26 protein-coding genes and 1 riboswitch are annotated in these 20,637 nt (G+C 56.9%); of the genes, 11 read left to right on the top strand and 15 right to left on the bottom strand.

Going from position 1 to position 20,637, the window contains the following annotated elements; all coding sequences use genetic code 11:
- Positions 1 to 115: 115 nt before the first annotated feature.
- The 4 genes from IQ254_RS20325 to psbH all read right to left on the bottom strand — a co-directional run bounded on the left by IQ254_RS20325 (position 116) and on the right by psbH (position 2,247).
- Positions 116 to 775 (bottom strand): SulP family inorganic anion transporter, encoded by a 660-nt coding sequence (locus tag IQ254_RS20325; RefSeq protein WP_193967984.1) that lies wholly within the window; start codon positions 773 to 775, stop codon positions 116 to 118.
- 54 nt (positions 776 to 829) lie between these two features.
- The gene (gene pth / locus IQ254_RS20320) at positions 830 to 1,450 is read right to left on the bottom strand and encodes an aminoacyl-tRNA hydrolase (RefSeq protein ID WP_193967983.1); all 621 of its coding nucleotides are present in this window, start codon (positions 1,448 to 1,450) and stop codon (positions 830 to 832) included.
- A gap of 21 nt (positions 1,451 to 1,471) precedes the next feature.
- Complete coding sequence (locus IQ254_RS20315) at positions 1,472 to 1,852, bottom strand: TatA/E family twin arginine-targeting protein translocase (RefSeq protein ID WP_193967982.1); 381 nt, start codon at positions 1,850 to 1,852, stop codon at positions 1,472 to 1,474.
- A 191-nt stretch (positions 1,853 to 2,043) separates the two neighbouring features.
- Positions 2,044 to 2,247, bottom strand: a complete 204-nt coding sequence (gene psbH, locus IQ254_RS20310) for a photosystem II reaction center phosphoprotein PsbH (protein WP_026073000.1) — start codon at positions 2,245 to 2,247, stop codon at positions 2,044 to 2,046.
- A gap of 74 nt (positions 2,248 to 2,321) precedes the next feature.
- Between psbH and psbN the strand changes: the two genes are divergently transcribed.
- The 4 genes from psbN (at position 2,322) to IQ254_RS20290 (ending at position 4,320) form a co-directional block, all read left to right on the top strand.
- On the top strand, positions 2,322 to 2,453 hold the full coding sequence (gene psbN, locus IQ254_RS20305; RefSeq protein ID WP_193967981.1) for a photosystem II reaction center protein PsbN: 132 nt from the start codon (positions 2,322 to 2,324) through the stop codon (positions 2,451 to 2,453).
- Between the two features lie 197 nt (positions 2,454 to 2,650).
- A complete protein-coding gene (rpsP, locus tag IQ254_RS20300) occupies positions 2,651 to 2,905 on the top strand; it encodes a 30S ribosomal protein S16 (RefSeq protein WP_193967980.1) in 255 nt (84 codons plus the stop codon).
- A gap of 35 nt (positions 2,906 to 2,940) precedes the next feature.
- Complete coding sequence (locus IQ254_RS20295; protein WP_193967979.1) at positions 2,941 to 3,288, top strand: KH domain-containing protein; 348 nt, start codon at positions 2,941 to 2,943, stop codon at positions 3,286 to 3,288.
- Between the two features lie 45 nt (positions 3,289 to 3,333).
- Positions 3,334 to 4,320 (top strand): PhoH family protein, encoded by a 987-nt coding sequence (locus tag IQ254_RS20290; protein ID WP_193967978.1) that lies wholly within the window; start codon positions 3,334 to 3,336, stop codon positions 4,318 to 4,320.
- Between the two features lie 24 nt (positions 4,321 to 4,344).
- Here the strand turns inward: IQ254_RS20290 and IQ254_RS20285 are convergent, their stop codons facing one another.
- Together IQ254_RS20285 and IQ254_RS20280 are read right to left on the bottom strand one after the other, a co-directional pair.
- A complete protein-coding gene (locus tag IQ254_RS20285; RefSeq protein WP_193967977.1) occupies positions 4,345 to 5,211 on the bottom strand; it encodes a 6-carboxytetrahydropterin synthase in 867 nt (288 codons plus the stop codon).
- Between the two features lie 29 nt (positions 5,212 to 5,240).
- On the bottom strand, positions 5,241 to 5,465 hold the full coding sequence (locus IQ254_RS20280) for a hypothetical protein (RefSeq protein WP_193967976.1): 225 nt from the start codon (positions 5,463 to 5,465) through the stop codon (positions 5,241 to 5,243).
- Positions 5,466 to 5,515: 50 nt separating this feature from the next.
- A riboswitch (Glutamine riboswitch) is annotated at positions 5,516 to 5,598 on the top strand.
- A 47-nt stretch (positions 5,599 to 5,645) separates the two neighbouring features.
- Here IQ254_RS20280 and IQ254_RS20275 point away from each other — a divergent pair.
- Both IQ254_RS20275 and IQ254_RS20270 read left to right on the top strand, forming a co-directional pair.
- A complete protein-coding gene (locus tag IQ254_RS20275; RefSeq protein ID WP_193967975.1) occupies positions 5,646 to 6,062 on the top strand; it encodes a DUF4278 domain-containing protein in 417 nt (138 codons plus the stop codon).
- A 216-nt stretch (positions 6,063 to 6,278) separates the two neighbouring features.
- Entirely contained in the window at positions 6,279 to 6,470 is a 192-nt protein-coding gene (locus IQ254_RS20270) for a hypothetical protein (protein WP_193967974.1), read from the top strand.
- Between the two features lie 39 nt (positions 6,471 to 6,509).
- On the opposite strand, the gene ybaK is transcribed toward IQ254_RS20270, so the two are convergent.
- Positions 6,510 to 6,992, bottom strand: coding sequence for a Cys-tRNA(Pro) deacylase (gene ybaK, locus IQ254_RS20265; RefSeq protein WP_193967973.1), 483 nt, complete (start codon positions 6,990 to 6,992; stop codon positions 6,510 to 6,512).
- 284 nt (positions 6,993 to 7,276) lie between these two features.
- Entirely contained in the window at positions 7,277 to 9,448 is a 2,172-nt protein-coding gene (locus IQ254_RS20260) for a glutamine synthetase III (RefSeq protein ID WP_193967972.1), read from the bottom strand.
- 768 nt (positions 9,449 to 10,216) lie between these two features.
- Here IQ254_RS20260 and asnS point away from each other — a divergent pair.
- Positions 10,217 to 11,602: an asparagine--tRNA ligase gene (gene asnS / locus IQ254_RS20255; RefSeq protein ID WP_193967971.1), complete on the top strand. Its 1,386-nt coding sequence runs from the start codon at positions 10,217 to 10,219 to the stop codon at positions 11,600 to 11,602.
- Positions 11,603 to 11,607: 5 nt separating this feature from the next.
- Here the strand turns inward: asnS and IQ254_RS20250 are convergent, their stop codons facing one another.
- The gene (locus tag IQ254_RS20250; protein ID WP_193967970.1) at positions 11,608 to 12,297 is read right to left on the bottom strand and encodes a Crp/Fnr family transcriptional regulator; all 690 of its coding nucleotides are present in this window, start codon (positions 12,295 to 12,297) and stop codon (positions 11,608 to 11,610) included.
- A 238-nt stretch (positions 12,298 to 12,535) separates the two neighbouring features.
- On the opposite strand from IQ254_RS20250, the gene IQ254_RS31690 reads away from it, so the two are divergent.
- Entirely contained in the window at positions 12,536 to 12,907 is a 372-nt protein-coding gene (locus tag IQ254_RS31690) for a hypothetical protein (protein ID WP_228040919.1), read from the top strand.
- Positions 12,908 to 13,128: 221 nt separating this feature from the next.
- The gene (locus IQ254_RS20235; RefSeq protein WP_193967986.1) at positions 13,129 to 13,365 is read left to right on the top strand and encodes a hypothetical protein; all 237 of its coding nucleotides are present in this window, start codon (positions 13,129 to 13,131) and stop codon (positions 13,363 to 13,365) included.
- 288 nt (positions 13,366 to 13,653) lie between these two features.
- On the opposite strand, the gene IQ254_RS20230 is transcribed toward IQ254_RS20235, so the two are convergent.
- The 3 genes from IQ254_RS20230 to IQ254_RS20220 all read right to left on the bottom strand — a co-directional run bounded on the left by IQ254_RS20230 (position 13,654) and on the right by IQ254_RS20220 (position 16,425).
- A complete protein-coding gene (locus IQ254_RS20230; protein ID WP_193967969.1) occupies positions 13,654 to 14,490 on the bottom strand; it encodes a YwiC-like family protein in 837 nt (278 codons plus the stop codon).
- A gap of 273 nt (positions 14,491 to 14,763) precedes the next feature.
- Complete coding sequence (locus tag IQ254_RS20225) at positions 14,764 to 16,077, bottom strand: recombinase family protein (protein WP_193967968.1); 1,314 nt, start codon at positions 16,075 to 16,077, stop codon at positions 14,764 to 14,766.
- A gap of 3 nt (positions 16,078 to 16,080) precedes the next feature.
- Positions 16,081 to 16,425, bottom strand: coding sequence for a hypothetical protein (locus IQ254_RS20220; RefSeq protein WP_193967967.1), 345 nt, complete (start codon positions 16,423 to 16,425; stop codon positions 16,081 to 16,083).
- 194 nt (positions 16,426 to 16,619) lie between these two features.
- On the opposite strand from IQ254_RS20220, the gene IQ254_RS20215 reads away from it, so the two are divergent.
- Positions 16,620 to 17,582 (top strand): ribonuclease Z, encoded by a 963-nt coding sequence (locus IQ254_RS20215; RefSeq protein WP_193967966.1) that lies wholly within the window; start codon positions 16,620 to 16,622, stop codon positions 17,580 to 17,582.
- Positions 17,583 to 17,714: 132 nt separating this feature from the next.
- Here the strand turns inward: IQ254_RS20215 and IQ254_RS20210 are convergent, their stop codons facing one another.
- Complete coding sequence (locus IQ254_RS20210; RefSeq protein ID WP_193967965.1) at positions 17,715 to 18,128, bottom strand: hypothetical protein; 414 nt, start codon at positions 18,126 to 18,128, stop codon at positions 17,715 to 17,717.
- A gap of 209 nt (positions 18,129 to 18,337) precedes the next feature.
- Positions 18,338 to 18,514 (bottom strand): hypothetical protein, encoded by a 177-nt coding sequence (locus tag IQ254_RS20205; protein WP_193967964.1) that lies wholly within the window; start codon positions 18,512 to 18,514, stop codon positions 18,338 to 18,340.
- Positions 18,515 to 18,634: 120 nt separating this feature from the next.
- Between IQ254_RS20205 and IQ254_RS20200 the strand changes: the two genes are divergently transcribed.
- The gene (locus IQ254_RS20200) at positions 18,635 to 19,387 is read left to right on the top strand and encodes a HEAT repeat domain-containing protein (RefSeq protein ID WP_193967963.1); all 753 of its coding nucleotides are present in this window, start codon (positions 18,635 to 18,637) and stop codon (positions 19,385 to 19,387) included.
- A 78-nt stretch (positions 19,388 to 19,465) separates the two neighbouring features.
- Here IQ254_RS20200 and IQ254_RS20195 read toward each other — a convergent pair whose 3' ends face one another.
- On the bottom strand, positions 19,466 to 20,632 hold the full coding sequence (locus IQ254_RS20195; protein WP_228040920.1) for an LptF/LptG family permease: 1,167 nt from the start codon (positions 20,630 to 20,632) through the stop codon (positions 19,466 to 19,468).
- Positions 20,633 to 20,637: the final 5 nt, after the last annotated feature.

Raw genomic sequence — 20,637 nt, 5'->3', positions numbered from 1 at the left:
AGTTATGGACCGACTGGGCACTCCAACTGATAGCGCTCAAACCCCATAAACATCGCTATTTTCAGCGTGGTCTCTATGCTCTATCCCTGATGCAGCAAGCTCTTTAGGTACGTTGTCACCCGTTAAGGGCCAGCAGTGGCCCTGGCGCTCTTGGAAAGCGTGCCTGCACGCCAAACAAAAAAATTAAAACAAAGCTCCCCACCGCCAGGGTGGGCCCCTGAACCTGCCCTAAATGGCTTAAAAACTCAATCAGGCGACTGAGTACCGATTCGGCCTCAAGCGGTACCCCACTGACCCGGCTCAGCTGACCGACCACCATAATCACGGCCACTCCGGTCATATAGCCAATCAAGATTGGCTTTGACAGCAGATCGGCCAAAAACCCCAGGTGAGCGGCGTAGCCGACCAAACATAGGAGACCAACTGCGCAAGCCAAGAGCCCAGCCAACACCGCGTAATTGGCACTAGAAGCCGCCGCTATGGGGGCCACCGCCACCGCTGTCATCACCGCTGTGCTCGACTCTGGCCCCACCGAGAGTTGGGGCGACGTGCCCAGCAGGGCATATAACAGCAGCGCTGGCAAAATTGCCCACAGGCCCGCTACAGGGCCGACGCCAGCCAGGTCGCCGTAGGCCATGCACTGGGGAATGAGGTAGGCTGCTACCGTGATCCCGGCCAAGCTGTCCTGCCGTAGCCAGGTGATGGGGTAATGGCGCAGACGAGCTAACCCGGGCAGCAGGGGTGAATGGGATGAGGGCTGCGGTTTTGCGGTCAAGGCGGTGCTCTGAAGAGGGAGATGGGAGGGCAATCAACTAACTGTAAGAGTGGTCTATTCGCCGCTCAAATCAATGTTGTTATAGAGGCTCATTGACTTCTCGACCCCGTCAGTCAGTGCTTTTGTCAAGACCCCGAGGGCCGTATCGACCACCGCGTCCATGGTGCAGCGCTCGGCCTGAGAAAAGTTGCCGAGCACGTGGGAGACGACCGCCTTGTCTCCCTCGCCTTGGCGCTGGGCGGCACCAATACCTATACGCAAGCGCGGAAACTCCTGGGTGCCCAGGTGGGCGATCGCCGATTTCATGCCGTTATGGCCGCCTGCCGACCCCGACAAGCGCAGCCGCAGCCGCCCCAGGGGTAAATCCATCTCGTCATAGACCACTAGCACCTGAGCTGGAGACAGCTTGAGCCAGTCCAACACCGCGCGTATTGACTGCCCCGAGCGGTTCATGTAGGTCGTCGGCTTGAGTAAATACACCTTGTCTCGGGTTGGCCCAAAGCCAACCCCATACTCTCCCTGAAAACGTCGCTCTTCTTTGAGGGGAATTGCCCAGGACTTCGACAGGCGATCGACCACCTCAAAGCCGATGTTGTGGCGAGTGCCCGTGTATTTTGCTCCAGGGTTGCCCAGCCCCACGATCAGGCAAGGCAACGGAGTCACTGTTTCAGCCATAGATCAACAGCCCTGCGATCGCTACACCGGAGCGTCCGACTCAGCGGCGTCTGCCGCCAGTTCTGGGCGATCGCTACTAACCACCGCTGGGGAACCGGCCTCAGCCTCGTTAGGCATCTCAGCCTCGTTAGGTATCTCAGCCTCGGCAGCCGCCTCTGGGGGCGTTAATACTTTGGGGGAGTCGGGCTCAAGCGTCGCTTTCATCGGGGTTGTGACCGCCTTCTCAATCTGCTGAGCCTCCTTTTTGAATTCTTCTTCGAATTCGCGGGAAGCATCCTGGAAGCCTTTAAGCGCCTTACCCATGCTGCGGCCAATCTCGGGTAGCTTTTTAGGGCCAAATACCAGCAGCGCTAGCACCAGAATTAGCGCCATCTCTGGCAAACCTACACCGAACACGTTCATAGGCCAACTCCTGTGGACAACAACTGCTGTTTTAACTACTGCTGTGCATAAAACGGCAAAAGAGGCCGGGTAGTCAAGGATCTACGCCAGCCTCAGATAATTCAACCCTAGATCTTAAGTCTAACTGTGTTGGCAAACTCTAGGGGCTAAACCAACACAGCCTGGCCCTTCAACGCCCTAAAGTCCTATCCCTAAAGTCCTACACTGCGCCAGTCAACGTCAAAGCTGTCTAACACGATGGAGGAATTGTAAAGCTGCAAAATAATCAGCAAGAACACGAAGAACAGACCGATGAAAACCGCCATGAGAGGCGTAGTACCCCAGCCGGGGGCCACCTTGCCATACTCAGAATTGAGGGGCTTCAACACGTCTCCTAACCAAGTCCGTTGTGCCATGGATCCTTCCACAATCAACACTTTATAGTTCGTAATATTATAGGATGGAGTGGTTTCTTATTCTCATAAACTCTATGGAACCTGCAACAGTTCTTATCATTTCCGTGGCTACCGTACTGGTGGCCGTCACTGGCTACTCAGTCTATATGTCCTTTGGGCCACCTTCAAAGCAGTTGACCGACCCCTTTGACGAACACGAAGATTAGATCGCCACCGGGGCAGCCCCTAGTTAACCCGGTCTTTCTCCAGTGGGTTATCGGCTGTGGTCGGTAGCTCTAAAAATGCTCAATGACGATTGCAGTTGACGGTATCTAAATGATAGGATTAAAAACCTATCTATTTAGTCGGACTACCCTCTAATCTAGACTAAGCCTTTCGACCCTACAGATGTTGCTCTAACCCTATGATTAAGCTTCGCCTCAAGCGTTTTGGTAAAAAGCGGGAAGTCAGCTACCGCATCGTGGCTATCAACAGTGAAGCCCGCCGCGATGGACGGCCCCTGGAAGAAGTTGGTTTCTACAATCCTCGCACCGACGAAACCCGACTGAATGTACCGGCGATCGTGCGTCGCCTGCAACAGGGCGCACAGCCCACTAAAACCGTGCATCGCATTCTCGAAAAAGCCAACGTATTTGAGCAACTCAAAGCCGAGGCTTAGATTGCCTGCCGTTTTTAGCCCCTCCCCCCGCCGTTATGGATAGCCCTGATTTTCCAGGACTAGTTCAATTTTTGGTAGAGCCCTTTCTAGACTCGCCAGATTCATTGCGAATAGACTGCGAGAAAAATGTGGCGCAGTCTAAGGTGTGGATCCGAATTGCCTTTAAGGGAGATGAGCGGGGTAAGGTATTTGGCCGGGGCGGGCGTAATATTCAAGCCATTCGCACGATTGTGCGGGCTACTGCAGCACTGTCTGGGTGGTCGGCCTACGTGGATGTTTATGGCGCTTCTGAACAGGCCAGTGGCTCTGAGCAAAGACCCCGTAGCGGGCCTCAACGCCCACCGGGCAAGCCGCAAAAACCCCGACCTCGGCCTCGTACCTAGCGCGATCGCCCCCCCTGCGGGATGATTCACTTTAATTAGGATTAAATGTCTTCTTCTCTGCAGATTGAACTGCCTAGCCCCGAGGGCGCTCTGGCCCTAGCCGGTGATCGAGATGAAAATATTAAACTCCTGGCGAGCCAAACTGGAGCTTCTCTAGTGTTGCGCGGTCAGGAGTTGTTGATTTCAGGCACTGAAAACGGTGCCGCCCTGGCCCAGCGATTGGTGATGGCCCTACAGCCGCTGTGGGGCCAGGGTCAGCTGGTGACAACGGCTGATATTATGACGGCCCGTCATGCCCTCGATACCGATCGCATCGATGAACTTCAGGCGATTCACCAAGACGTGGTGGCGCGCACCCGCCGGGGTGAAGTTGTGCGGGCTAAAACCTTTCGCCAAAAGCATTACGTTAAGGCGCTGCGCCAGGCTGACATGGTGTTTTGCATTGGGCCAGCGGGCACCGGTAAGACCTTTCTAGCTACTCTGGTAGGCATTCAGGCATTGCTCAACAACGAGTTTGAGCGGCTGATTCTGACCCGTCCAGCGGTGGAGGCGGGGGAACGACTGGGGTTTTTGCCGGGTGATCTGCAACAAAAGGTGAACCCCTACCTGCGCCCGCTCTACGACGCCCTCCATGAGCTGGTCGATCCTGAGAAAATTGCCAACCTGATGGAGCGAGGCATTATTGAGGTCGCTCCCCTGGCCTACATGCGGGGCCGCACTCTCAACAATGCCTTCGTAATTATGGATGAGGCCCAAAATACCACCCCTGGTCAAATGAAGATGGTGCTGACCCGGTTAGGGTTTAAGTCGCGCATGGTGGTGACGGGCGACGTGACTCAAACTGACCTACCCAGTGACCAGACCTCAGGCTTAGCGGTAGCCCAGCGAATTTTGCAGGGAGTGAATGGCATTGTCTTTTGCCAGCTCAACCAGGCCGATGTGGTGCGCCATCCGCTGGTGCAGCGCATTGTAGCGGCCTATGAAACCTACGAAAACCATGCTTCGAGCCGGGACATCAAGCCTCGAAGATGAGGGGACTATCGAGGTGATGCTCCCTTAGACAGTCGCCAGTTCTGGGGTGGCCGCTACGGGCGTTTCATTTAGGGGTACCGCAGCGTAGACCTCAGCAGAGTTGTTGGGGCTCTCAATCAGCTTGACCTTGTGGAGGTGCGCCCCCAGACCTGCGATGGGGTTCTGTAGCAGGTCGCGGATGTGGACAGCGATATTTTCGGCGGTGGGAACGACCTTGGCAAAGTAGGCAATGTCTTTGTTGAGGAAGGTGTGGTCGAAGGGCTCAACGACATGCTCATCGATCGCAGCCTGGAGCGCGGCTAAATCGACCAGCATGCCGGTGCGGGGGTCGATCTCGCCCTTGACGGTGACCTCGAGGTGGTAGTTGTGGCCATGGCCATGGGGGCGGGCGCACTTGCCGTAGATTTCGCAGTTTTCTTCATAGCTGAGGCGGGGTGAGGCCAGGCGGTGGGCGGCACTAAAGTGGGTGCTGACGGTGAGAAAGGCTTCCATGGCATTACCTGAATAGTCGGACCAGAGTTCGGGGTGTTCAAAGAGCTGAATGTTGACGATGGGCAGGTGGGGGGCAAGGCGATCCCAAATGACTTTGGCCAGGTATTCGGTGGTGGGCAGGGTGTGCTGAAACTCAGGCCAAGCGGTATTGAGATAGGAAAAATCTAGGGGAGCGGTGACTTCTCGCTTGATGACCTGCTTAACGTCAGACAGGTTGAGCACCATGCCATATTCGTCGAGGTCGCCTGCCATGGCTACGTAAAGCACATAGTTGTGGCCATGGCCAGGGGCATTGACGCAGGGGCCAAACTGCCGCATGTTTTCGGCTTCGCTCAGCTCGGGCAACCAGTAGCGGTGGCTGGCCGAAAACTGCGCCCGGCGGTTGATGATGCATTTCATAAAGCTAGGCCCCGCACAGTGGGGTTACGTTAAGCAACTGTTACATACCAGCATAGTGTAAATTGCTCGCCTTTGAGGTCAGTGGCGGCGGCGGGGCGACGAAACCGGTCAATGGCATCCCTGTCGGGCAGATTATTTAGAACTGTCACAGGAGAAGTAAAGATTTGCAGCGGTGCGATCGCGCCTGAAACAGCCCAAACGCCTGTAGAGCCTGCGATTACGCTGACAAAGTCGCTTCTACTAGGTAATCCCACGGTATGTTGACATTGAATAGTTTTGGTAAACTAGAATACAGAAATACGTTGACGTTCATCTACTGCGAACCCAGGGTAATTGCCCTGAAGCTTTAGACGGAAGTAAGGAGACCCACTCCTGAAGGAACGCACCCTGCCTACGGGCAGTTTGTTTAATCCTTTGTCAACAGGAGGCGTTACATGAAACTTTGCTATCGCGGCGTAGACTACACCTACAACGCGCCTTCTTTGGAAGTGCGCGACAGTGAATTGACCGGGTGCTACCGGGGTCGTTCTCTCAATTTTAAGTATTTGAGCCATGTGCCGGTACCCCAACCCATCGCTAGCTATACCTATCGAGGTGTGGGCTATAGCACCAATGCCCAGGGCCAGGTAGAGCCGCTGGCGGCGGTTCCCGAACGGCAGCCCGTATTTCAAGCTGGGCGCGTCGCTGTAAAAACCGGGCTCAGGGCTCGTCGGCACCTGCTGCAAGAAGCCGCTGAGGCCCATCGGATCAATATTCAACAGTCGATTCAACATCGGATTGATGTCGCTCGTTCCCAAGGTAACGAGCAGTTGTTGCAGCAGCTAGAAGATGAGCTACATCAGCTAGCCTAGCTGGCATCGGCGACTCAGCGTTGTGCTGTAGCTGGAGCAGTAAAGGGCATCCCCAATGGGGGTGCCTTTTTTTATCGCTGTGATCTGGGCCGGTGTGAGATGCGATCGCTCCTCACCGATTCCCTATGCCAAGATCACGCTCCGGAGAGAACGACTATCACCACCTATTTTGGGACTGGGGGCGACCATAAAAGGGTCGATGTTCTGCCCATCCCCATGCCGCATTCTCCTGACTCTGGCTACACCGTTTCCCAGTCAATGCTGCGATTTAACCAAATTGATGCCGGTCGCCGCCTGGTGGTTGTGGCCCTGGGACTGGCATTTTTGCTGCTGGGCGGCGGTGCTCTAGCCCGCACGGGAACTCAAGCCCCTGAGTTTGGGCCAGTACAGGGCTGGTTAAGCAAGTAGGAGCTTGGATGAACGGCGGGAGATGAGGGGCGAGTTATTTCATGGAGGGCTGGACCGGGCGATCGCGCCTACGATGCCTTGGGTGGCGGTCAGATAAGCTTGAGGCGCTAGCCACAGCATCAGGCCTCGCTTACCGGCGGAGACGGCTACGGTCTCAAAGGTCAGCATCAACTCATCGACGTAGACCGGGTAGGCTTTTTTGGTGCCCAGGGCGGTGACGCCGCCGCGAACATAGCCCGTGAGGGGCTGTACGTCCTTAAGCGGTACGGTGTCGGTTTTGCGATCGCCTGCCAGCACCGCCAGCGCCTTGAGATCGAGCTGGGCACTGCCAGGAATGACGGCGAGGCAGACACCGTGGCGATCGCCCCTGGCCACCAATGTCTTAAACACCTGCTCCGGTGGTAGCCCCAGCTTCTCGGCAGTGCTCTCAGCCGCCAGATCATCGGGGTCGACGGCGTATTCCAGAATCTCGTAGGGCAGCTTGAGGCGATCGAGAATGCGGGCAGCGTTGGTTTTACTCACAGAGCAACAGCAGAAAATAGGGCGGCATAGTCAACGGTACTGTGCTGGGAAGTTATCGGGCTCGACCGTATTGACATAACCCATAGCCCCGTCTACTGGAGGGATAGAAAGATTCTAATCCACGCATCAAATAAAGCCCCCTGTCGTTTCTCCAGGGAGAAAAATAACTGGGGGCTTTAGAGTAGCAGGGTTATGTCTATCCCTACTGTGAGTCTGAGAATTGTTGAATTCAGGTAGAACTCAAAACATCAGCAGCTCTCGTGAGGGCAAACGGTTGTTTGCCCCTACTTGATGAACAGCATCTCTTGGTAGGTGGGCAGGGGCCAGAGGTCGTCGGCCACTTCGCCTTCGAGGGCGTCAGCGTACTCCCGCACCTGATCCATCAGGGGGCGAATGGTTTGGGCACAGAACTGCATGTGCTCTTCGGGCGACATAAAGTGCTTGGTCATCATGTCGCTGAGTTCGCCCACCGATGCCATCATCGACTTGGTGAGTTCCGCCACGATAACCACACTCTCTTTGCCGAACTCAACGCCGATTTCATCGAGACTGCCGATGGTAGAGGCTAGCTCTGCCATATGGCGCATGGCGGCGGGGTAGATAATGGTCTTGGCCATGCTGACCACCAGCTTGGCTTCTACCTCAATGGACTGAATGTACTGCTCAGAGTAGGCCTCAAAGCGACTGCCCAGTTCCACCGGAGTCAGCACCCCTTCCTGGGTAAAGAGGTCTTCGATGTACTGCTCGCGCAGCACGGGCAGAGCGTCGGCGGTGGTGCGCAGGTTGAGCAGACCGCGCTCATTGACGGCCATTTCGTGCCACTCAGTGGAGTAGCCGTTGCCGTTAAACACCACGGCCCCGTGGGCGTGAATCACGTCGCGCAAGATATCTTTGATGGCGGTGTTGAGTTCTACACCGCTGCCCAGTTTGGCTTCCAACTGATCGGCCATCCAATCGAGGGAGTCAGCCAGGATGGTGTTCATCGCCACCAGGGGCCCAGATACCGACTGGCCCGAGCCCACGGCCCGAAACTCAAATCGGTTGCCGGTGAAGGCAAAGGGGGAGGTGCGGTTGCGATCGCCCGCATCCTTCGGAAATACCGGCAGGGTATCGACCCCCAGGTTCATGACGCCTTTGCTCTGAGAGCCTGTGACTTCACCCTGGGCGATCTGGTCAAACACATCCTGGAGCTGACTGCCCAGATAGATCGAGATAATCGCCGGGGGAGCCTCGTTGGCCCCTAAACGGTGGTCGTTACTGGCGCTGGCAATCACCGCTCGCATCAGCGGGCCATACTTGTGCACGCCGCGAATTATCGCCCCGCAGAATACGAGAAACTGCATGTTTTCGTGGGGGGTGTCGCCCGGGTCTAGTAGGTTGCCCTGGGTTTTGTTGCCCACGGACCAGTTGACGTGTTTGCCCGACCCATTGATGCCAGCAAAGGGCTTCTCGTGCAGCAGACAGACAAAGCCGTGCTTTTTGGCCGTATTGCGCAGCACCGTCATCAGCAGTTGCTGGTGGTCGCTGGCGACGTTGGCGGCTTCAAAGAAAGGAGCGATTTCAAACTGGCCGGGGGCTACCTCGTTGTGGCGGGTTTTGGCCGGGATGCCTAGGCGGTAGAGTTGATTCTCCACATCCTGCATGAACACCTGCACCCGCTCGGGAATGGCACCGAAGTAGTGGTCATCAAACTGCTGCCCCTTAGCCGGAGGGCGCCCAAACAGGGTACGCCCCGCCAACATCAGGTCAGGACGGACGCTGGCAAAATTGGCATCAATCAAGAAATACTCCTGCTCAGCCCCGCAGCTAGAGTTGACCGGAGCCACCTCAGTATTGCCCAGCAGCTTGAGAACGCGGGTAGCCGCCTTGCTCATGGCGGCGTTAGAGCGTAGCAGGGGCGTCTTCTTGTCTAACGCTTCGCCAGTCCAGGAAACAAATACGGTGGGAATGCAGAGGGTGACACCGTTGTCGGTCTCCATCACAAAGGCAGGGCTGGTGACATCCCAGGCGGTGTAGCCACGGGCTTCAAAGGTGGAGCGAATGCCGCCGTTGGGGAAGGACGAGCCGTCGGGTTCCCCTTGCACCAGCACCTTGCCTGCAAATTCGGAAATAACCGACCCATCGCTCTGCACCGAGATAAAGCCATCATGCTTTTCGGCGGTGGCGTTGGTGAGGGGATAGAACATATGGGAGTAGTAGAGAGCTCCCTTAGAAATGGCCCAATCTTTCATGGCCACAGCTACCACGTCGGCCACAGATACATCTAGCGGTGCGCCTGTGGTAATGGTCTTCTGTAGCGATTTAAAGACCGATTTTGGCAGGCATTCCTGCATTTTGCTGAGGCTGAAAACGTCCTTGGCCCACAGATCTTCGAGCCGTCCTGGAGCGTTTACAGATACCTTGGGTCGGCCGGCGATCGTAGCAATAGCCTGGGCACGCAACTCGTTTCCACTCATAGCAATCTCCTAAATTGGACACAATACTCAAATGATGCATAACCTCTTAGCCCACCAAGGTGCGGCCAATTTCATTCACTCGCTCCTTCTAGAGAAGAGCTCTTCATCGCTTCATCACAGAAACAACCTCTGCCGCCCAAGCTGTTGATGATGAATAACCCAAACTCTGCAAGACAGCGCGCCTTAATGACATAGCGATGAACGAGAAAAGTCTGAGGGGCTGACCGATTAGACAGCATTAGAAAATCCACACTACAGCAACAGAAACCGGCAACCCCAAAATGGGAAATTTCTGGCTATGGTGCTTGTTATCTTAGTGACCTAAAAGAGCCGCTCAGACAAACATAAAATGCTCGACAGCAATTAAAGCAGATGGCTGACCAACCTAAACCTACCGAAACTACAGCGAGTTCAATGCTGCCGCCCTAAATCAATGCAGGAGGAGAAACAACCCCAAGCTTTGGATAGAAACTGCCTTAGAGACGGGTGTGCTTATATCACTATTGCCAGTTCTAAATGGCCCCAAAAGCCATCTAAATCTCCAGACGCTGGCAATAGTCAGTAGTAAAACCCTAGAGAAATTTGCATTCTGGATAGTAGGGGTAAAGGAAGCGTAATTTTGTAGCTATAAATACCTTTGCCAGGTGATTCAACGTCCTCAAGGCATTAATTTTCGAATTTTATTCAGGCAAGAAATGTCTCTGTGGAGCCACTGTGGGCCAGAATAGATAAGAATTTGGATCAAACCACTACCGACGAACCACGACTATGCCGCGCATTCGAGATATTCTGCACCATGGTGAGCCAGGTCAGGCTGTGACCCTTCAAGGCTGGGTTCGCACCCGACGAGACGCCAAGGGGGTTACCTTTGTCGATGTCAACGATGGCTCATCGATGGCCGGTTTGCAGGTGGTGCTCAATGCTGACATGGCAGGCTATGACACTGTGGTTAAAGACCTGACCACGGGCTCGTCGGTGGAAATTGGCGGCACCCTGGTTGAGTCACCGGGCAAGGGGCAACGAGTGGAGCTTCGGGGGGACACGATTACCGTCTACGGCACGGCAGATGGGGAAACCTATCCGTTGCAGAAGAAGCGCCACTCTTTTGAATATTTGCGGACGCTGGGGCACCTCAGATCGCGCACTAACACCCTGGGCGCGGTCTTTCGAGTGCGCAACGCCTGCGCCCAGGCGATTCACCAGTTCTTTCGCGATCGCAGCTTTTTGTGGATGCACACCCCGATCATTACCGCCAGCGACTGCGAGGGGGCGGGGGAGATGTTTGCGGTCACGGGTCTAGACCTGGCGAATCCGCCGAAGGTCCAGGACGGCAAAGTAGACTACAGCCAGGATTTCTTTGGCAAGCCCGCCTATCTCACGGTCAGCGGCCAGCTCGAAGCTGAGATCATGGCGATGGCCTTTACCGATGTGTACACCTTTGGCCCCACCTTTCGGGCCGAGAACTCCAACACCTCGCGCCACCTGGCCGAGTTTTGGATGGTGGAGCCGGAGATGGCCTTCTGCGACCTGGTGGGCAATATGGACCTGGCCGAAGAATTTCTCAAGTACATCTTCCACTCGGTGCTGGAGCAGTGCCCGGAGGACATGGAATTTTTCAACCAGCGCATCGATGACTCGGTACTGGCCACCGCCGACAACATTATCAACAACACCTTTGAGCGGGTTACTTATACCGATGCGGTCAGGCTGCTGGAGCAGTGCGATCGCAGCTTCGAGTTTCCGGTCGAGTGGGGTATCGATCTGCAATCGGAGCACGAGCGCTATTTAGCTGAAGATCTGTTCAAAAAGCCGGTGATCGTCACCGACTACCCCACCGGCATCAAGGCCTTCTACATGCGCCTCAACGACGGCGGCGAAACGGTGGCCGCCATGGATGTGCTGGCCCCCAAGGTAGGCGAAATTATCGGCGGCTCCCAGCGGGAGGAGCGGCTCGACGTGCTAGAGCGCCGCATTCAGGAAGCGGGACTGCCCCTCGAGGATTACTGGTGGTACCTGGACTTGCGCCGCTTTGGCACCGTGCCCCACGCGGGCTTTGGTCTTGGCTTTGAGCGCCTGGTGCAGTTTATCACCGGCATGGGCAACATCCGCGATGTGATTCCCTTTCCCCGTACCCCCGACAGCATCGAGTTTTAATCACTCTAGCCTTGTCCGATCACCGTGAGTTGGTTGGTGTCGAGAATGGTGATTTTGCCCCCTCGCTGGTAAGACACCGCTGTTTTGAGCTGCTTAAACAACCGCACGCACTCCTCATAGGTAATGCCGATGCTGCGAGCAATCTGATAGTAGGTGAGCTGCGCCTTGAGCTGCTGCCCCTGGGGCACAGTCTCCGTACCGGCACTGGCGGCAAAATACTCCAGGTAGTGGATCAGCCGCACGATCGCCCGTTCCGATACGAGGCCATGTACCCGGTTGTGTAGATGCTGTAGCCGCTGGTTAAAAATGTTCAGCAGATGCAGGGCTAGCTCAGGATCTGCTCGAAACCCGTTCAGAAGGGCCTCTCGCTCGATGGTCAGCACCTGAATCGACTCCATGGCCGTGGCCGTAGCGGGCGCTTGACCGTCGCCAAACAGCGCCGGGGCGGCGAAGACGGCATCGGCCCACAGCAACCTCAGAATCGTTTCTTTTCCCGACTCCGATAGTTTTGTCATGCGCAGGGAACCTGACGTCAGCCAGTAAAGACAGGGCGAGAGGGCATCTCCCTCATGGAACACAACCTCGTTGATATCGTAGGATCTTAGACGGCTATGGGCGGCCAGCTGCTCCAGCAACGATGGTTCTAAGTCTTTAAAGAAGCCAATGGTTCCAAGGGTTTGACTATTGACCAGCATGGCTGCATTAGCTCTGGGCAGGGGTTATGCCTCACTACAGTACAACAGTTTTCAATCTGTTTTCCTGGACCTGGTTTGGGGATGACGATGGCCTCAGGCTATGGGTTCCAGGCATTCTGGCTCTGTCTGAGCCCAGGTTTATGAGGTAACTCATAAACCTGGGCCTATTTGCCACAGTAAAGACATCTTTCACCTAGAGCATATTCCGGAGCAGTTTGACTATGTGCTGGGGGAGTCGATGCAGTCGGCCCCCGGCAAGGCCAAAATTTTGCAGGGGGTGGGCGATCGCCTCAAGCCCGGCGGGCAATATCTGAGCCACGAAATGCTCGCCCAGGGCCCTCAACTTGACGACATTTACCGCGAACTCGCCAATACTATTCGCGGCAATACTGCACCCCTGAGTGAGTCGGGCTGGCAGGCGGCCTATGAATCAACCGGCTTGAACGTCGAGCAGTGCCAAACTGGCCCCATGGCCCTGCTCAATCCGTGGCGCAAAGATATTGCCCTTGAGCCCGGCGTGTGGGTGGTGATGCCCGCTAATGCACCCCATGCGTTGAGGGCGATCGCCAATCTGGCTTTTTTGCTTACCCTCAGTCAACTCTCAACCTAGCCAACGGTGGCAGACTACAGCGGCATCACACTCTGGAGCACAGGCCGCTAGATCATGGCAGGGTGTTGGGCAGACGACCCAACCATTTGTCAGGGTTTGTGACCTTATTCCCTGGGCAGATGCTTTTTCGCCATTTTTCTGTAAAATTGGATACAGAAGTATTTTTGTGGTTCCGCAGTTAGCATTGGCAGAATCCTGCTCTTACGATGGGAGGTAGCACTATGGCGCTTCAACAGACGCTCCAGCCTAAACCTGGTTCTGACAACGATTTCCCTAGCTGGAATGCAATTTGCCACATCACCTATACCCGCGACACCTGGGTAAAGCTGTTGCAGGCCCCCAGCGTCTACGCGGCCGATGAAGCAAAGCTCCTGTGTCAGGCTTCTAACAACAGCTGGGTTGTCTGGGTGCCCGACCACGGCGAAGTGGTGCTCGATCGCAGTCACTTCTACTGCTAGCGGTTGGAATACAGCATGGCACCTGAGCCAAACTAATCAATAAACCCGTTAGGCTGTGTTCAATGGCGCTGCCGCAGTTTTTCTCGCCAGTTGTCGGATGATTGAACTTAACGTATTGAACTTAACGTTGGGATAGGCGTCCCTAAAACTGCCCTGGCTGAGCGAAGTCGTTCGCCCTGCGTCTCCCGAAGAGAGAAAGCCAAAACCCATGCGAGATGTCCCCTTTGACTCCGCTCAGGGGACTGTGACACGCTGGGATAGATAGCTTCGACCTATCACCATGAATTCTCAGACCATGCCCCCATGAACCGGCAGTAAAGCCACTATGACGATCGCCCCAAAAAGCAGGGCTGTAACGGTCTCAATCGCGGCAACCGGGCCAATGCGGGTGGTGCGAAACCAGTCCAGCCCCAGACTGATGCCCAGCAACTTGACTAGGGCCACGCCAAACGCCAGCGTCGGCACCAGCGGCAGCAACCCCAACCCGTAGAGGCTGGCGACCAGCAGGAGGGCGAGGCCGTGGTAGGCGATCGCTCGCTTTAAAGGAGCCTCAGCGGTTTCTCCTTTGGCGGGTTTGCGCAGCTTCACTGTGAAAATAGTGCTACAGAAATAGAGGCTGCACAGCGCCCACAGTCCGCCGGTCATGGGCGTCAGGATGCCGGTGGTCGCGACATAGGCCAGCGGAGCCGCCAGACACAGCGCTGCAAAGGTAATCAGCTCGTTGACAATGGACTTTTGGCCCCGGCGGTAAACGGCGATCGCATCTATCACCAGCGCCAGCGCTGCAGCTCCATAGATGGCCAACAGAGGCGACCACCCGCCGCCCTGCCACCCGTAGAGGGCCACTGCCGCTGCTATGGCCACCCCACCGTACAGCCCGCCCCACACCAAAAACCGGGGCTTCCAAGACTTGCGCTGCTTAATTTGCAGCATCAAAGGATGTTCAGCCTGAAAACCGCAGACGGCACAGGCTAACGCCAAGGTGGTGGCCCAGGTCCACTGCTGGGCCGCGGCAGCCCCCACCAAAAACGATAGTCCTAGCACCACGTAAGCGCCGTGTTCTGGAGAAATTACGGGACGGTGCCAGGCTTGGGACGAGGGGGTTTGTAGCAAATTAGTCGTCATAGGCAAACCGGCATTCATAGTAGAGTAGGGTCATTAAACCGAACCAGATCTCAGGATGAAATGAGAGGTTCAGGCGATTTTGCACCGGTTGATTGATGCACGATCTACTTCTAAGTGGATGAGCATTCGTTTTACCTGTTTGGCCTCAGTGTGGCAGATGCTGCCCAGTCTGTTTATGAGCTAGCTCATAGTCTGGTCACCTACAGTCCTCCAGGGTGAAACTAGCCAGCTGCATTAGGTTGTTGTCTCAGATGTGTTGTCTCAAATGTTGTCTCAAAACACCAGTACTAGCTCTACTCGCCACTCTTTCTCTTGACGCACGATCTGAATGTCGCGGATGAATTCGCGGAAGAAGAAGCGGCGTTCGGTTTCAGACAGGTCGAGCCAGAACTGGGGAATGGAGACCGATTGGGAGAGCTCTTGCAGGTTAACTGGCGGCAGCTGGGCCAGCTGCTGGTGGAGGGCGGCGACTTCGCCCCGTAGCTTGTAGCGACGCAGGGCCGCGGTTTCGGCATCGAGAATGCCCTCGGCTTCGAGGGCTGGGAGCTGGGCGATCGCAGCTTCTTTGGCCCCAATCTCACCCTGAAGCCGAGGGCCGGGGGCTGGGGCGGCGGCGGGCATGCTGGCAGTGAGCTGGGCGACAGCCTGGGGCAGCAATCGGCAAATTTCTGCCACGATGCGATTGAGCGCATCGTCGTAGGGAATGGCTTGGCAGCGGGGCTGGTGAGGACAGCCACTGGGGCGCAGGTAGAGGTAGCTTTTGCCCTGGCCTCGGGGAGCGGTCTTTGAAATCGTCAGGGGCTGCTGGCAGGCCTGGCAGGTGACCAGGCCTGCCAGCGATCGCGGTGCCCCGGCGGTACGCGGCGGCAGCGGTCGATTGCGGCGCAGCAGGCGATCGATCTGGGCGGCTTCGTCACGGCTGACGATGGCGGCGTGGGTGTCGCGCAGAATGGTGTCATCCTGGTATTGCAGATCGCCACGATACACCGGGTGAGTCAGCCAGCGCCGCCCGGTAGATACCGAAATCCGCTTGCCATACTTGCTTTCCAAAAATCGCACCGCCCCCCGTAGCGAACCGTAGATCAAAAATTCGTTCACAAAAGCCGTGACCACCGGGGCGGTGGCGCGATCGATCAGGTAGCGACCCTGGCCGCGACGGTAGCCGTAGGGAGCTTTGCCCGGCGGGGGTAGCGCCTGCAAGCGACTGCGGGCATGGCCCTCACGCAGTCTACGACGGCGCTGTTGGGTGGCTAAGTCAGCCCCTTGCAGCAGGCTGGCGAGATCTACCGGAGAACGATGGCGATCCACAACTTCGGCCCCGGTGGCCTCTAGAACTGTGACCCAGCGGCGCACCTCCTCAGGGCTGTGGCCCAGAGTCGCCAGGTCGTCTACTATCACCCGGTCGGCGGGGTGAGCCTGGAGGTCGGCCACCAGGCGATCGCGCTCAGGCCGAAAGTCTGGCTCGGTGGGTAGGGCAATGTCGGTATAGACCTGCTCTATATCGGTGAACTCAGCCTTGTCGAGACTATCCAGCTCAGATGCTGGCTGGCTGGCAACAGTTCGGTAGCGGTAGGCAACAATTCGCATGGGCTAAAACGCCAGTTTGAGCGCCTCGCGCAGCTCCAGTGCCTGGGCATCGTCATCGCTAGCCACCACCACCATGACCGTAGTAACCGCAGCTGGGTTTTCCATACACACAAACATGGCGGTTGCCGTTTCAGAACGCCCGGCCAGGCTGATGTCATCGTTTTGAATAGGCTCTAGGCCTTGAGACTCCAGAGCCTGCTGAGCCAGGGTCAGACATTGATTGGTATCGATTTCCAACACCTGCCAGGCGTAGTGCAATCCGGGCGGGGTAGCCTGAGCCGCAGGGAGGTTGGCCGCCAGGCCTAGCCCGGTCAGCAGAGTCGTTAGCAGGTAGGTCATGGCGAACATGGGGTTTCCTCGTTGCTGTCCAGGGGGTGCTCTAACGAGCGTAAACCGCGCTGTGTTGATCATACTCTCTGGCCCTAATCTGGCCCTAGTCTGGCCCTAGATTAGGTTTTGGCCCCAGCCATTGGCTCTGGGGCGTGGCAAGATAGGTGGGTAGGTCTAGGCCATGTTTTTTAGCAATTTTCCGAGGCGTTTCTTTGCAGATTACATTTTTGGGGACCAGTTCTGGTGTGCCGACCCGGGCTCGCAACGTGTCGAGCGTGGCCCTGCGGCTGCCCCAGCGAGCCGAAGTGTGGCTATTTGACTGCGGCGAGGGTACCCAACACCAGTTTTTGCGCAGCGAGTTTAAGTCGAGTCAAATTCGCCGCATTTTTGTCACCCACATGCACGGTGATCACATCTTTGGCCTCATGGGGCTGCTGGCCAGCTGTGGGCTGGCGGGCAACCGGCAGCAGCGCATTGATATCTACGGCCCCAAACCCCTCAATGACTATTTGCAGGCCTGTCGCCGCTACTCCCAGACCCACTTTTCGCTGCCAATCAAGATCCACGCGGTGGAGCCGGGGCTGGTGTTTGAGGATGAAGACTTTCGAGTGGTGTGCGATCTACTTGAGCACCGGGTACCCGCCTACGGCTATCGGGTCGAAGAGCGCGATCGCCCCGGTCGATTTGACGTCAAGCGAGCCCAGGCCATGGGCATTCCCTCGGGGCCGCTCTATGGTCAGCTCAAGCAGGGTAAGCGGGTGAAGCTAGCCGATGGCCGTACCATTAATGGGGCCGACCTCTGCGGCCCAGACCTGGTGGGTCGCAAGCTAGTCTACTGCACCGATACGATTTACTGCGATCGCGCCGTTGACCTCGCTAACAAGGCCGACGTCTTAATCCACGAAGCGACCTTTTCTCACCGCGATGCCGAGTTGGCCTACCAGCGCCTGCACTCAACCAGCACCATGGCCGCCCAGGTCGCCCTGGGGGCCCAGGCTAAGCAGCTGATCATGACCCACTTCAGCCCCCGCTATGCCCCCGGCAACGATATTCAGCTGCCAGACTTACTCGCCGAAGCCAGGGCCATTTTTCCCAATACCGCCATGGCCCACGACTTCATGATTTACGACATTCCCCGTCAGGACGAAAAGGTACTGGCGTCTGCCTCGGTATAGGAACAATTGGGTTGAAACCGCGTTAGCGTGGGCCCACAAATACCGATCCGGTGTCTCTCCGCGACCGACCCACTGGGCCAAGGTCGCGTTCTTGATCGGGATGTTTTTTTAGGTGGAATACTCTTAGCTGCTTTACGCGATACCCAGACGCTCTCGAAGCGTTCTCAGCTGATACTCGCTGTCTACGGCAGTGCGAGGCATCGGCACCTCGGTATTGGGCCAAGTCGGTAAGTCGTTGCAGGGGCAGAGGCGCGCCATGGTCCCGACTGTTGGCACCGCGATGGGCATTTCGCAGCGCGCACAAGGCATTACATCCCAGGCAGGGGAGAGCATCTCGCCAACGCTCTGGGTCGTGCCCTTGAGGTAGCAGTCTTGGCCGCTGGTCACCATGATTTTGTGCCAGCAGTCTTCAAATGATCGACTATAGTGCCCGCCCTGAAAGATGGGCTCAGGCAAATATTCGCCCCGATCTTCGGCCAGTACCACCGGCTTGCCCAACTGAAACCAATGGGCCAAAAAATCTCTGACCTGTTCTTGAGATGCCATAGCCGCCATACTCCTAGTTACGTCGTCAGGGCCATTTCTGGGTTCTGAAGCGCTGGTAAACTGACAGAACTATCAATCAGTTAAGGGCAGGGCGGCGTGCAGGGTCGCCATCACCTCAGCCACTCCCGAGAGAACCTGGCCCACGCCCACATCCTAGCGGGTGCCTGATCGATCTCAGAGAATCTACGGATAGTCTTCGGAAAGCCAGACTATGGGGCAACGAACCCCTGCCCCATAGTCTGGCCCCATAGGGGGCGATCGCCGTTGGTATGCACTGGCAGCAAAGCCACCAACGCCTGGAATGGGTAAGTGGGGTAGGGCATGCCGCTGTTTACCCCAGGGCCTGCTGCTGCGCGTTGACTGAGCAGGAGCAAAACCGATGCCATGGCCTGATGCAGCTGACCTGCCAAAACGCCCTCGACACCCCCTGGGGAAGTGCTTAACGAAAGTTTGCAGACCGCCTAGGCTAGCGCTAAAAGTGCCGCACAACCGGATAAAGTGGCCATATGTATGACGACGACCTCTCCACGCTCAACCCTGACCTGGAGTTTGCCGACCCTCTAGACGCCCTTGGCCCTGTAGAAGAGGAGCAGGCTCCCCAGTACGACCCCGATGCGATGCTGCCGCTGCTAACAGCGACCGATCCGCAGCAGCGGATGCTGGCGGCCCGAGTTTTTTGTGAGGTAGAAGATGCGCGGGCGGTGACGGCCCTGACAACGCTATTGGCCGACCTCTGTCCCCTGGTGCGGGTCAGCGCCGCCTATGCCCTCGGTCGCAACCCCCACGAGTCGGCGATAACGCCGTTGATCGACCAGCTCACCACCGACTGGAATGGTTATGTCCGCAAGGGGCTGGTTTGGGCCTTAGGCAACTCCCACGACGAGCGTGCCTTAGGGCCTCTGATCATTGCCCTGCGCACCGATATTTCGGCGGTGCGGCTGTGGGCGGCCAGCGCCCTAGCTCAAATGGCCCAGGTCAGCTATGAGTCGGTGATTGCCGCCATTCCTCCCCTGATTGAGGGGCTGCGCCGCGACCCGGTACCGGCGGTACGCAGCAACTGTGCTTGGGCCATAGGCCAGCTGTGTCGTGAGCTGCCCTCTAACGTGGTTTACCACACGGCCATCGACGCTCTGATCGAGAGCTTTGCCGAAGAAGATGACCTGGGCGTGCGGGAAGATGCCCGCACCGCTCTGCTTAAGGTAGGCGATACCCGAGGCCTACAGACCATCGAAGAGATCGAGCAGGACGGATACTTTTAGCCCCTGGGGGTGCTTCGGGTCGGAGGTGCTGAAAAAATCGGCTGATTCATCAGGGCCGGGTTTAGGATGACCATGGTACTAGCTAGACGCTCGCATCAGCAGGTAGGTGCCGATCACCAGCCCCAACATCGTCGGTACCCAGGCGGCCATCAAGGGCGAGAGCACCCCCACTTCGCCCATGGCATTGGTAATAAACGACAGCAGGTAGTAACCAAAAATGATCACGATGCTGACGCCAAAACTGGTGGCCCGACTGGTGCGCTGGGGCAGCACGCCAATGGAAGACCCGACTAAGCCAAACACCACACAGACAAAGGGCAGGGCATATTTTTGCTGAATACGAATTTGCCAGCGGCGAATAGCTTTCTCGTCACCGCTTTTTCTGACCAGCTCTAGCTGCTCGGTGGCCTCGGCAATGTTCATTTCGGTGTCGTTTTTAGTGCGCCCCGCCAGATCCAGGGGCGTGCGCGGCAGCTGCAGTTCTTGGGTCTCAAAGGTAATGATGTTGCGAAACGAGCCGTCGGGGGCGACAACGTAAATAGTGCCGTCGTAGAAGGTCCAGGAATTCTTCGCCACATCCCAGTTGGCCGACTCAGCACTGACCACCTGGTTGAGTCCCTCCTGAGAAAAGTCAAGAATGGTGAGGCCATGCATGGTGGTGCCATCGAAGCGGCGGGCATAGAACTGGCGCTTGAGTTCCTGGGCGGCGGGGTCGTCCCTGGCGGGCTGAAACTCCTGGTAGAAAATATTGCGCTCTTGGAAGGGGGGCCGTTCTGACTTCAGCGCCTGCTCTAGGGTGATCGCGGCCCGGTAGTTGGCGGCGGGGGTAATCAGCTCGTTGAACACAAAGGTAAGGCCCGTCACCAGCAGGCTCAGCACCACCGCTGGAACAATAATACGGCGAATGCTAACGCCCACGCCGCGCATGGCGATTAGCTCGCTATCGCTGGAGAAGCGGCTGTAGGTCATCATCGTGGCTAGCAGGGTTGACATGGGGAAGGCCAGCACAATGAACTCGGGCAGCTTGAGTAAGAAAATCTGCCCCGCCAGCGTGATCGAAAGCCCCGACTCGGTAATGCGGCGAATCAGCTCAAACAGGGCCCCCACCGAAATGCCAATAGACGAGAACGCGCCTACCCCAAACAAAAAGGGCATGGTTAGCTCTTTGGCGATGTAGCGATCCATCACGGTCAGCAACGGTGGGCCAGAGCGCAGGCGGAGGTAGGGTGGGGAGACGGAGGTCATGGAAA

It is taken from the genome of Nodosilinea sp. LEGE 07088 (assembly GCF_015207395.1).
Classification (GTDB): Bacteria; Cyanobacteriota; Cyanobacteriia; order Phormidesmidales; family Phormidesmidaceae; genus Nodosilinea.
This window is presented reverse-complemented; position numbering and strand designations above follow the sequence as displayed.

What these genes read in the sequence shown, in the direction of transcription:
- pth (WP_193967983.1), bottom strand. Translation starts at nt 1,450, where the DNA reads ATGGCTGAAACAGTGACTCCGTTGCCTTGCCTGATCGTGGGGCTGGGC.
- IQ254_RS20315 (WP_193967982.1), bottom strand. Translation starts at nt 1,852, where the DNA reads ATGAACGTGTTCGGTGTAGGTTTGCCAGAGATGGCGCTAATTCTGGTG.
- psbH (WP_026073000.1), bottom strand. Translation starts at nt 2,247, where the DNA reads ATGGCACAACGGACTTGGTTAGGAGACGTGTTGAAGCCCCTCAATTCT.
- psbN (WP_193967981.1), top strand. Translation starts at nt 2,322, where the DNA reads ATGGAACCTGCAACAGTTCTTATCATTTCCGTGGCTACCGTACTGGTG.
- rpsP (WP_193967980.1), top strand. Translation starts at nt 2,651, where the DNA reads ATGATTAAGCTTCGCCTCAAGCGTTTTGGTAAAAAGCGGGAAGTCAGC.
- IQ254_RS20295 (WP_193967979.1), top strand. Translation starts at nt 2,941, where the DNA reads ATGGATAGCCCTGATTTTCCAGGACTAGTTCAATTTTTGGTAGAGCCC.
- IQ254_RS20290 (WP_193967978.1), top strand. Translation starts at nt 3,334, where the DNA reads ATGTCTTCTTCTCTGCAGATTGAACTGCCTAGCCCCGAGGGCGCTCTG.
- IQ254_RS20285 (WP_193967977.1), bottom strand. Translation starts at nt 5,211, where the DNA reads ATGAAATGCATCATCAACCGCCGGGCGCAGTTTTCGGCCAGCCACCGC.
- IQ254_RS20275 (WP_193967975.1), top strand. Translation starts at nt 5,646, where the DNA reads ATGAAACTTTGCTATCGCGGCGTAGACTACACCTACAACGCGCCTTCT.
- IQ254_RS20270 (WP_193967974.1), top strand. Translation starts at nt 6,279, where the DNA reads ATGCCGCATTCTCCTGACTCTGGCTACACCGTTTCCCAGTCAATGCTG.
- IQ254_RS20260 (WP_193967972.1), bottom strand. Translation starts at nt 9,448, where the DNA reads ATGAGTGGAAACGAGTTGCGTGCCCAGGCTATTGCTACGATCGCCGGC.
- asnS (WP_193967971.1), top strand. Translation starts at nt 10,217, where the DNA reads ATGCCGCGCATTCGAGATATTCTGCACCATGGTGAGCCAGGTCAGGCT.
- IQ254_RS20250 (WP_193967970.1), bottom strand. Translation starts at nt 12,297, where the DNA reads ATGCTGGTCAATAGTCAAACCCTTGGAACCATTGGCTTCTTTAAAGAC.
- IQ254_RS31690 (WP_228040919.1), top strand. Translation starts at nt 12,536, where the DNA reads ATGCAGTCGGCCCCCGGCAAGGCCAAAATTTTGCAGGGGGTGGGCGAT.
- IQ254_RS20235 (WP_193967986.1), top strand. Translation starts at nt 13,129, where the DNA reads ATGGCGCTTCAACAGACGCTCCAGCCTAAACCTGGTTCTGACAACGAT.
- IQ254_RS20230 (WP_193967969.1), bottom strand. Translation starts at nt 14,490, where the DNA reads ATGACGACTAATTTGCTACAAACCCCCTCGTCCCAAGCCTGGCACCGT.
- IQ254_RS20225 (WP_193967968.1), bottom strand. Translation starts at nt 16,077, where the DNA reads ATGCGAATTGTTGCCTACCGCTACCGAACTGTTGCCAGCCAGCCAGCA.
- IQ254_RS20220 (WP_193967967.1), bottom strand. Translation starts at nt 16,425, where the DNA reads ATGTTCGCCATGACCTACCTGCTAACGACTCTGCTGACCGGGCTAGGC.
- IQ254_RS20210 (WP_193967965.1), bottom strand. Translation starts at nt 18,128, where the DNA reads ATGGCATCTCAAGAACAGGTCAGAGATTTTTTGGCCCATTGGTTTCAG.
- IQ254_RS20205 (WP_193967964.1), bottom strand. Translation starts at nt 18,514, where the DNA reads ATGGCATCGGTTTTGCTCCTGCTCAGTCAACGCGCAGCAGCAGGCCCT.
- IQ254_RS20200 (WP_193967963.1), top strand. Translation starts at nt 18,635, where the DNA reads ATGTATGACGACGACCTCTCCACGCTCAACCCTGACCTGGAGTTTGCC.
- IQ254_RS20195 (WP_228040920.1), bottom strand. Translation starts at nt 20,632, where the DNA reads ATGACCTCCGTCTCCCCACCCTACCTCCGCCTGCGCTCTGGCCCACCG.